Below are 10373 nucleotides of genomic sequence, written 5' to 3'. Positions count from 1 at the left end.
TTTATTAGCTTGCATTTTAACGTATTATGTCGTTATAAAGGAGTGGCAGCTAATTGTAAGCATCCAAACTTGATCGCAGTGCCCGTTCTTTACTTATACCTGTTGTTTCCGAATTAGCCCTTATGTCGCTTCGAATTCCAAAGCACGCCGCTTTTAATCAATCTAGGCACACGTCCTAATATAGGCGTATTGCCCATCAAGCCAAAGCCGCTTTTTTTGCCTAGAGAGCCAAGAACGCCTTTAAGCTTTATCGTGCCTAACTTTGGATTGCGGTTATTCCACATGGCATGCAGCACTTCTGCGATTTGTTTGCCCTGAGCGCCAGCAGCTTGCCCGCTAGGGGAATAAGGAAGCGCAGCGCAATCGCCGACAACAAATATGTTAGTGTATTGAGGGAGCTGATGATACTCGTTAATAATTAGACGGCCTATCGTATCCTTTGGCAAATTCATATGCTGCACCAGCGCAACGGGCTGGATACCCGCTGTCCACACTGTCACATCCGTGTATATAGGCTCAGGCGAGTTGGCATCGCTCAGCTGTCCTTCCTCAAGACGAAACAGATTGGTGTTGCCCCGCATCTCGATATGATGCTCGGTAAACCAATCCATAACAAAGGTTTGCAGCTTGCCTGGGAATGCGCCCAGAGGCTTAGGACCGCGGTCAATAAGCCTGATGTTAAGGTCTGGCCGGCTTTCTCTAAGCTCAGCAGCTACTTCAACCCCGCTAAGTCCTCCGCCAATTATGGAAACCTGACCGTAGGGCTTTACATCATTAAGAAGAGCGTAGGTTCTTCTCGCTCCTGAGAAGGTTTGAATGCTCGTTGAGAATTGTTCGGCTCCTTCAATGCCATGATACTTATCTGTGCAGCCAAGCCCGATAACGAGCCAGTCATAATGCATTTCTTCCGCGTTTTGCATATGAACGATTTGCTTTTCCATATCAATCGACATAACTTCGCCATAACAAAAGGAAACCTGCGGGTGAACCGGAAATTGTACGCGAAGCTCCAAGTCCGATACCGTGCCTGCGGCCAGCGCGTAAAATTCAGTTTTAAGCCCTTGGAATGGCATGCGATCAATAAGGGTGACGGAAACATCAGCGGGCAAGTGCTTTTCTATCAGCTCGTTAATTACCGCAAGACCGCCATAGCCTCCGCCTAATACAATTAATTTTTTCATCTTTATAGCCCCATTAATTTTTATAATAAATGTAGCATTAACCTTCACGCAGTCAATTAGTCAGAAAATGTGCAAGTCAGATATTAAAATACTGCTAAACTATTCGTAAACTTTAATTTCGTTATAGAAAGTATCGCGTTCTACAGGAATACGTCCTGCTCCTTTAATTAGCCAAATCAAGTCCTCGCGTGTAATGCCTTCAGGCGTTAGCGCACCGGCTGCATGGCTGATTTTTTCCTTCACAATCGTGCCGTGCGCATCGGAAGCTCCCATCGTAAGCGCAACCTGGGTGAGCTGTACGCCAATGTTAATAAAGTAAGCCTTAATATGCTGGAAATTATCGAGCATCAAACGGCTGATGGCAATAGTTTTCAAATCCTCAAACGCTGAATTGCGTCGGCGAATGCCTGCTCTCGGATTTATCGGCTGCATTGATAATGGGATAAATACTAGGAAGCCATTCGTATCGTCCTGCAGATCTCTTATGTGCAGCATATGACGAATACGATCCTCTTTGGATTCGATAGAGCCATACAGCATCGTCGTATGCGTACGCAGGCCCAGCTCGTGAGCTGTTCGGTGCACATTAAGATAGGCGGTTACATCGGCTTTATCTACACGCATTTTTTTACGGTAGTGATCTGACAGTATTTCTGCGCCGCCGCCAGTCAAAGATTGCAAGCCGGCTTTCATCAGCTCCTGCAGCACCTCTTTGTAAGATAGACCGCTTATGCGCGAGAAGAAATCAATCTCAGCCGCTGTATAAGCCTTGAGCGTTACATCAGGATAGCGGTCCTTGAGCGCTTGCAGGGAATCAACATAGTATTGGAATGGCACATGCTGATTATGCCCGCCGACAATGTGAAACTCGCGTACGCCCGGATGATAATGCTGCTCTATGTATTCAATCATCTGCTCGCCGCTAAGCGTGTAGGCCCCTTCATCGCCTTCATCTTTTCTAAAATTGCAAAAAGCGCAGCGGGATTCGCATACGTTAGTAAAATAAAGGCTCATATTTTCGATAAAATAAACTTTCTTACCGTTTTTCTTTATCGCAACTTCATTGGCAAGCTGGCCAATAGTAAGCAGATCGTCTGATTCATAAAGAAATTTTCCATCCTCAAGGGTCAGCCTTTCGTTATTGCGGACTTTCTCAGCAATATGCTGCATTTGGGATGATGAATTTGGAACAATAATATTCATAGTAAGGACCTCCACATTCATTTGCTTGTGAAAAAAATAACATAATAGAACGACAAGTTAACTAATTTGATTATAAACCTCTACCGAAGCAGGAGCAATATGAAAAGTGAGAGAAGGCATTTGAAAACATTGGGTAGTGCATAAAAGGGCTATGTCTTGAGCATGCTATTTATTTGCAGTATACTATAGAGAAGTAAGTGAATTATTTACTTTCATTTTATATATATGGAGGGATGTACAATGATCACGATTAGTGAGCTGGCATCTGAAAAAATAAAAGAAATGCTTGAGCAAGAAGAGATTCCAAACCTGTTCTTGAGACTTGGCGTAAAGGAAGGCGGCTGCAGCGGTTTTTCTTACGGCATGGGTTTCGATGATGAATTGACGGAAGATGACGAGGCATTAGAGCTTAGCGGCATTAAAGTCGTAATGGACAACGATAGCAAAAAATATCTTAACGGATTGCAGATTGATTTCAAGGAGACCGCAATGGGCGGTGGCTTCACGATAGAAAATCCTAATGCGTCCGTAACTTGCGGCTGCGGTTCCAGCTTTAGAACAGCAGCTGCTGCAGGCAAGCCAGATAGCGACTGCTAATATTGAATAACCAGCTGTCATGAAAGATGACGGCCAAACAAATAAAAGGATGGTCTAAGCGAGTTTGGCAAGCTTGACCATCCTTTTATTTGTTTTTTTAATTATAAGACTTTATAAGTTTCACGATAAAATTGTTCTTATCACTCGTCGGTAAACGCACCTGTTCAAAGGACATCAGAGCCGTTTATCCTTACATTCCTATATCAATGTGAAGGTTATCTTTTAATTGTGCACGTACAATACTTTCAGCACGCTCCATCTGTGCTTTAGTGGGCGGATCTACATCGTTTAACGTGTATTCCAGTCCTAACTGATCCCATTTGTATTTTCCCATTATGTGATAGGGAAGCAGCTCAAGCTTTTTAACATTTCCAAGGCATTCCATAAATTGCCCGAGCTTTATTAAGTCCTCTTCATGATCCGTTACGCCAGGAATAACGACATGTCTTATCCATACATACTGCTGCCGGTCAGCTAAATATCGGGCAAAGCCAAGTATCCGCTTATTGGATTGCGTAGTAAGAGCTTGATGCTTAAGCTCATCAATCATTTTCAAATCCAGCATAATCAGATCAGCTGCATCAAAAAGGCCTGTTTCGTCAGCATGATGCGGTTCGCAGAAGCCGGATGAATCAAGCGCGGTATGCAGACCCCATTCCTGCTTAATCGCTCGGAACAAGGCTGCAACAAAAGGCGCCTGCAAGGTAGGCTCTCCGCCTGATACAGTAACTCCGCCGTTGGATCGCTTATAGTAATTTATATAAGGCCTGATTTCCTCTAAAACCTCTGCTACAGTCATTACTTTGCCCGTTGTTGTATCCCAGGTGTCTGGATTATGGCAAAATCTGCAGCGAAGCGCACAGCCTTGCAGAAACAGGACGAATCGAATGCCAGGGCCATCCACCGTTCCAAAGGTTTCTATGGAGTGGATACGTCCTGTTACTTGCAGGTCAGATTGCGGTGGGGTGGCCATTCTCATGCGCCTTCATCCTTTCGTTAATAGGATTAAGATCCTCCCTCCCGGGAAGGGAGGGAGTTTTATTGCATTGTTGATGACCTACATCTCGCCATGGAAGGTACGGCTAATGACTTCAAGCTGTTGTTCTTTTGTAAGTTTAATAAAGTTGACCGCATAGCCGGATACGCGAACGGTCAGCTGTGGATATTGCTCAGGATGCTCCATCGCATCAAGCAGTGTCGCGCGGTCAAATACGTTGACATTCAGGTGATGCGCAGATTGCGACATATAGCCGTCAAGCAGCGCAGCCAGATTGCTTACCTGTGCTTCATTGTCTTTGCCGAGCGCCTTTCCAACGATTGAGAATGTGTTGGAAATTCCATCAAGCGAATGCTCATATGGAAGCTTCGCTACGCTTGATAACGAGGCTAGAGCGCCTTTGCGGTCGCGGCCGTGCATAGGATTGGCGCCTGGCGCGAACGGTTCGCCTGCTTTGCGTCCATCCGGTGTAGTGCCTGTTTTCTTGCCATAAACGACATTGGATGTAATCGTTAGTACAGATTGAGTTGGTATGGCATCCCGGTATGGCTTATGCTTTTGCAGCTTGCTCATAAAGTTTTCTACCAGTTGTACGGCAATTTGGTCGACAAGATCATCGTTGTTGCCGTATTGAGGGAAATCACCTTCGATTTCAAAATCGATAGCGATGCCTGCCTCGCTGCGTACTGGTTTAACCTTAGCGTACTTTATAGCACTCAAGCTGTCTGCTACAACGGATAGGCCTGCAATGCCGCATGCCATCGTGCGTATAATCTCGCGGTCATGGAGTGCAAATTCGAGACGCTCGTAGCAATATTTGTCGTGCATATAGTGAATGACATTCAGCGTATTCATATACAGCTCTGCCAGCCATTCCATAACTTGATCGAAGCGCTCCATTACGACATCGTAAGATAACACTTCATCCATAATCGGTTCAGATTTAGGTGCGACTTGTACGCCCAGTATTTCATCTACGCCGCCATTAATCGAGTAGAGCAATGCTTTGGCAAGATTCGCTCTGGCACCGAAAAACTGCATTTGCTTGCCGATTCTCATTGCGGATACACAGCAGGCGATACCGTAATCGTCGCCGAATTGCGGACGCATTATATCATCATTTTCATATTGGATGGAGCTAGTTTCAATAGATACTTTAGCACAATATCGCTTGAAGCCATCCGGCAGGCTTTCAGACCAGAGCACAGTCAGGTTCGGTTCAGGGGCAGGTCCCAAATTATATAGCGTGTGCAGAATACGGAAGGAGCTTTTTGATACTAAAGTTTTTCCATTCTCGGCCATGCCGCCGATTGACTCTGTCACCCAGGTAGGGTCGCCGCTGAACAGCTCATTATAATCAGGAGTGCGCAGGAATTTGACAATTCTAAGCTTCATGACAAAATGGTCAATAATTTCTTGCGCTTCCTGCTCTGTCAGCACACCGGCCTGCAAATCTCTCTCGATATAAATATCAAGGAAGGTAGAGACGCGTCCAAGGCTCATGGCTGCTCCATTTTGTTCCTTGATTGCGCCCAGATAGGCGAAATACAACCATTGAACAGCTTCTCTGGCATTGCCCGCAGGCTTCGAAATATCAAAGCCGTAGCTTGCTGCCATTGTTTTAAGCTCCTGCAGCGAACGGATTTGCTCGGAATGCTCCTCACGCTCACGGATGACGCTCTCGCTCATAGGAAGCAGGTCGGACAGCTTCATGTCCGCTTTTTTCTGCTCAATCAAGCGATCCACGCCATACAAAGCTACACGGCGGTAGTCGCCAATAATACGGCCGCGGCCGTAAGCATCCGGCAAGCCTGTTATAATCCCGGCTCTGCGCGCAGCTCTCATCTGCGGCGTATAAGCATCGAATACGCCTTGATTATGAGTCTTTCGCAGATCGGTGAACAAACGGGAAATTTCCTCCGGCAGCTCGAAGCCATATGCCTTACAAGCATCCTCGACCATTCTTACGCCGCCAAACGGCTGTATAGAGCGTTTGAATGGCGCATCTGTTTGTACGCCAACAATTTTCTCCAGCTCCTTATCCAAATAGCCAGGCCCATGAGAAACGATAGAGGAGGGCGTATTTACATCCACATCGAGCACGCCGCCGCGCTGGCGTTCCTTGGCAGTCAGCTCGCTGATAATATCCCATAATCGCTTTGTCGCCTCGGTTGGTCCTGCCAGGAAGCTGTCATCGCCTTCATAAGCAGCGGCATTGCTCACGATAAAGTCGCGCACATCAATATTATCCTGCCATGTCCCTTCCTTAAAGTTCTCCCAATATTCGTTGCGAACAGATTGAATTGTAGTCATGCTGATTTCCTCCATTTCGTAATGTTTATTCTAAAATTCCGTAATAAGCATTGCGGTAAAGCAGAGCCAGCTCTGAAATTAACGGCATGCGAGGATTTGTCGTTGTACATTGATCCTCGAACGCTGCCCCGGCCAGCTTGTCGACAGAAGCGATAAATTCCTCCTCGGCAATACCGGCAGCTTGGAAGCTGTCTGGTATGCCAAGAGATCGGTTAAGCTTGCGTATGGCCTCTATTAAGCTGCTGACTCCTTCTTCGGTAGAACGTGCAGGCAAGCCGAGCATTCTGGCAATATCAGCATAACGCGTATCTGCCTGATAATGATCATAATTGGAGTAGGACTGGAATTTAGTCGGCCGGCTTGCATTATAACGAATAACATATGGCAGCAATATAGCATTGGTACGGCCATGCGAGAGCTTGAAATGAATCCCGAACTTATGAGCTAGGCTATGATTGACACCCAGATACGCATTGGCAAATGCCATTCCAGCTATGGTAGAAGCATTGTGCATTTTTTCGCGTGCGGTTTTATCGCCTGTTGCAAAGGAATGCTCCAAATGCTCAAATACAAGGCTGATCGCTTTCATGGCCAGTCCGTCGGTAAAGTCGCTGGCCATAATCGAAACATAAGCTTCTATTGCATGCGTCAGTACATCCATACCGGCATCAGCTACTGTAATATCAGGCAGGCTGTACGTAAACTCCGGGTCAATTATGGCGATATTCGGCGTCAGCTCATTATCCAGAAGCGGGTACTTCATAACGCCGTCCTGTGTATCGGTTATTGCTGCATAGGAGGTCACCTCCGAGCCGGTGCCTGACGTAGTCGGAATCGCAACCAGCTGTGCTTTTTGTCCAAGCTTAGGATATTTATACACTTTATTTCGGATATCTAAAAATTTCATTTTAGCTGAGTTGAAGTCGGTATCCGGATATTCATAAAACAGCCACATCGCTTTGGCAGCGTCTATCGGTGATCCACCGCCCAAGGCAATAATGCAATCCGGCTGAAATCTGTTCATTATGGCAGCGCCGCGGTGTACGGTTTCAATAGAAGGGTCAGACTCCACATCTGCAATTATTTCAATTTGAACTGGAGTTTTTCTTTTGCGCAAATAATATTCGACCTTATTGACATAACCGAGCTCGACCATGCTTTTGTCCGTTACGATGACGATGCGATGGATGTTAGGTATTTTGCTTAGATACTGGGTAGAGCCCTTCTCAAAATATAGCTTTGGCGGAATTTTAAACCACTGCATATGCACAGCGCGTTCAGAAATTCTTTTAAGATTCAGCAGCTTCACAGAAGACATGCCCGTAGAGGACGAATGCCCGAAGTGGCCGCTGCTGAGTGAAAGATAGGGCAAATTTGTCGTGTAGTAGTCGCCAATTGCTCCAAGCGTAGACGGCGAATTGATAATAATTCGAACCGCCTGCAGCCTGGAGGCGAATGCAGATATCGTCTCTTGATCATGAGAGTGAATAACCGCTGAATGCGGCGCTCCGCTATAGTTGATTATGCCAGCCGCACGCTCAATGCCCTCTGCGGCGTCCTTTACTTTGTAGCATGCAAGGATGGGGCTTTGCTTCTGGGCAGAAAGCGGATAGTCATCTCCAACGCCTGCCAGCTCTGCTATAAGTATCAGCGTATCCTGAGGGACAGATATACCGGCTTTCTCCGCAATCCAGAGCGCAGATTGGCCTACCATATCATTGAGCAGCTTGGAGTCACGCATTGCGACATACAATTTGGATACCGCCTGTATTTCAGCTTGATTCATAAAATAGCAGCCTAGCGCCGTCATCATATGCTTCATTGTCGGATAAATAGCTTCCTCTATTATGACTGACTGCTCTGAGGCGCTAAGCATGCCGTTATCAAACGTTTTTGACATAATCAGATCTGTAACAGCTTGCTTCAGGTTCGCTGTGCGATCAATGAGGCAAGGCACATTGCCGGGACTTAATCCAAGCGTGGGCTTTCCTGTACGATAAGCTGCCTGGACGGTTGCGTCGTCGCCTGATGCTAGTATTAGTGCGATTTCCTTATGTTTAAGAAGCTGGTCGACTGAATGGGACGAGGGCTGCTCCAGCCACTGGATGCAGTGCTTCGGAGCGCCTGCCTGAACCGCCGCCTTGTACAGCTCTTTGGCAGCCTGAGTGCTTGATTTTTCAGCAGCAGGATGAAAGATGAATATAATCGGATTGCGTGTCTTTATGGCAAGCAATGCCTTGAACATCGCTGCCGATGTCGGGTCTGTATATGGGATGATGCCGGCAATAACGCCTACAGGCTCGGCAATAATATTGTAATTCTCGTATTCGTTTGTTTCGATAATACCAACAGTTTTATCTTCTTTCATGCTGTTGCAGACAGACTCTGTAGCGAATAAATTTTTTGTGATTTTATCCTCGTAGATGCCTTTTCCTGTTTCTTCGACAGCCAGCTTGGCAAGCTTCATATGCTGATCGAGCCCAGCAAGCGCCATTTTGTGGACGACCAAATCGACCTGTTCCTGTGAAAGCGACATGAATTGCTCCTGCGCTTGTTTAGCGCGGCTCACAAGGACATCAGTCAATGCGGCTGCGGAACCTGTTGCGAGCACGCTCCAATCCTTGGCGGCCATATGCACTCACTCCTTCTTTGAAATAGGTTCTATCCTTATCCTACTTCAATTAAGCGTTGCTGCATGTGAGATTAATCACGTATGCAAGTTTTTTACTTATGAGGCTTTGAGAGGCTTTAAGAGGCTTTAAGAGGCTTTGAAAGGCTTTGAAAGAGCTTTGAGTCGGTACTCGTATAATTATCAATACCCAAATTTGTTGGCTGCGCCTATAATAAAAGGGGACTTTATGTAAAAAAATTCGTGGAGGTGAAAGCGAGTATGGAATTTGATGCTGTCATCGGGTCAGAATACCAATTTTTCGCCTACTCTTCATCACATTTTATAATGCTGGGAATTTTTATTTTTCTTATTACATGCTTATATGTAAGCCGCAAATGGTTGAAAGAAGGGCAGAAAAGCAAATATAGCAGAATCGCATTGGCTAGCGTGCTTATTTTATGTGAGTTGACATTAAACTGGTGGTATGTCGATCAAAGCATCTATAGAACGAAAGATACATTACCGCTGGAATTATGCAGCATCTCGCTTTATCTCTGTATCTTTATGCTGCTGTTTAATAATCGTTTTATTTTTCAAATCGCTTATTTCATCGGAATTGGCGGCGCTATTCAAGCTTTGCTGACTCCTGTACTTTTTTACGGGGCACCGCATTTTCGTTTTTACCAGTTTTTTATTGCGCATATGGGAATCATTCTTGCTGTGCTTTATATGGCGTGGGTGGAGGGCTACCGTCCGACATTGAAATCTGTCGGGCTGACGATGGTTTTTTTAAACATCCTGCTTGTTATTGTCCTGCCGATCAATTGGCTGACTGGCGGAAATTATATGTTCTTGGCTCATAAACCGGAGACAGCTTCATTGTTGGATTTTCTTGGTCCGTATCCTTGGTACCTGCTTTCTATGGAAGCTTTTGCTCTTTTCTTTTTTTTATTGCTCTACTTGCCATTTTCCAAGCGCTTCGAACGCATGAAGATAAAGAGAAGAAACTCGCTATAGTTTCGCACCGCGCGCAGCTCCCAGCGTGCGGTGTTTCGATGCATGACGGCGGTCGGTCGACCACCAGGAGGATGCGAAGGTCACTGGGGCGATACGTTGGAAAGCTAAAAATGAAATTTGTAGATTAGTTAGGTTAGTTAGATTAGTTAGATTAGTTAGGTGCGGATGAAGTTTGACTAAAACATTTATTTGGATAATGTAACGAAGGCTAGAAGCGATATTCAACAGCCTGAGTTTTAAAACTGTTAAAAAAGTATGTTTCTAACGAAGCTGACAAGCACTATTTCAAAGATAGAAGCCAATTTTCTATTTTACGAAACTCATCAGCATTATTCGTGTCGGAGTTACCTCAAAACGTCCAATTGTATATGAAATTTCATACACATTACGCTGAAATGCCGCAAAAAACACAAATGTATATGAAAAATCATATACATTACGCTAAAATGCCTCA

At 45.5% G+C, this 10373-nt stretch carries 7 protein-coding genes; 2 read left to right on the top strand and 5 right to left on the bottom strand.

What is annotated here, in order from left to right; genetic code table 11:
- Window positions 1-113 precede the first annotated feature (113 nt).
- Window positions 114-1181, bottom strand: coding sequence for an NAD(P)/FAD-dependent oxidoreductase (locus V1L65_RS28360; RefSeq protein WP_331702714.1), 1068 nt, complete (start codon window positions 1179-1181; stop codon window positions 114-116).
- 99 nt (window positions 1182-1280) lie between these two features.
- Window positions 1281-2384 carry an aminofutalosine synthase MqnE gene (gene mqnE / locus V1L65_RS28355; RefSeq protein WP_331702713.1) on the bottom strand — a complete coding sequence of 368 codons (1104 nt, stop codon included), beginning with the start codon at window positions 2382-2384 and terminating at the stop codon, window positions 1281-1283.
- 240 nt (window positions 2385-2624) lie between these two features.
- Between mqnE and V1L65_RS28350 the strand changes: the two genes are divergently transcribed.
- Window positions 2625-2981: a HesB/IscA family protein gene (locus V1L65_RS28350; protein ID WP_331702712.1), complete on the top strand. Its 357-nt coding sequence runs from the start codon at window positions 2625-2627 to the stop codon at window positions 2979-2981.
- A gap of 190 nt (window positions 2982-3171) precedes the next feature.
- Here V1L65_RS28350 and pflA read toward each other — a convergent pair whose 3' ends face one another.
- The 3 genes from pflA to adhE all read right to left on the bottom strand — a co-directional run bounded on the left by pflA (window position 3172) and on the right by adhE (window position 8923).
- Window positions 3172-3960: a pyruvate formate-lyase-activating protein gene (gene pflA / locus V1L65_RS28345; RefSeq protein ID WP_331702711.1), complete on the bottom strand. Its 789-nt coding sequence runs from the start codon at window positions 3958-3960 to the stop codon at window positions 3172-3174.
- Between the two features lie 78 nt (window positions 3961-4038).
- Window positions 4039-6291: a formate C-acetyltransferase gene (pflB, locus tag V1L65_RS28340; RefSeq protein WP_331702709.1), complete on the bottom strand. Its 2253-nt coding sequence runs from the start codon at window positions 6289-6291 to the stop codon at window positions 4039-4041.
- Between the two features lie 25 nt (window positions 6292-6316).
- Window positions 6317-8923, bottom strand: a complete 2607-nt coding sequence (adhE, locus tag V1L65_RS28335; protein ID WP_331702708.1) for a bifunctional acetaldehyde-CoA/alcohol dehydrogenase — start codon at window positions 8921-8923, stop codon at window positions 6317-6319.
- Window positions 8924-9181: 258 nt separating this feature from the next.
- Between adhE and V1L65_RS28330 the strand changes: the two genes are divergently transcribed.
- Window positions 9182-9919: a YwaF family protein gene (locus tag V1L65_RS28330; protein ID WP_331702707.1), complete on the top strand. Its 738-nt coding sequence runs from the start codon at window positions 9182-9184 to the stop codon at window positions 9917-9919.
- Window positions 9920-10373: the final 454 nt, after the last annotated feature.

Origin of the sequence: Paenibacillus sp. IITD108 (assembly GCF_036541265.1) — a bacterium.
GTDB lineage: Bacteria > Bacillota > Bacilli > Paenibacillales > Paenibacillaceae > Pristimantibacillus.
This window is presented reverse-complemented; position numbering and strand designations above follow the sequence as displayed.

Bases quoted from the DNA above. Each gene is read 5' to 3' on its own strand.
- V1L65_RS28360 (WP_331702714.1), bottom strand. From the start codon at position 1,181: ATGAAAAAATTAATTGTATTAGGCGGAGGCTATGGCGGTCTTGCGGTA.
- mqnE (WP_331702713.1), bottom strand. From the start codon at position 2,384: ATGAATATTATTGTTCCAAATTCATCATCCCAAATGCAGCATATTGCT.
- V1L65_RS28350 (WP_331702712.1), top strand. From the start codon at position 2,625: ATGATCACGATTAGTGAGCTGGCATCTGAAAAAATAAAAGAAATGCTT.
- pflA (WP_331702711.1), bottom strand. From the start codon at position 3,960: ATGAGAATGGCCACCCCACCGCAATCTGACCTGCAAGTAACAGGACGT.
- pflB (WP_331702709.1), bottom strand. From the start codon at position 6,291: ATGACTACAATTCAATCTGTTCGCAACGAATATTGGGAGAACTTTAAG.
- adhE (WP_331702708.1), bottom strand. From the start codon at position 8,923: ATGGCCGCCAAGGATTGGAGCGTGCTCGCAACAGGTTCCGCAGCCGCA.
- V1L65_RS28330 (WP_331702707.1), top strand. From the start codon at position 9,182: ATGGAATTTGATGCTGTCATCGGGTCAGAATACCAATTTTTCGCCTAC.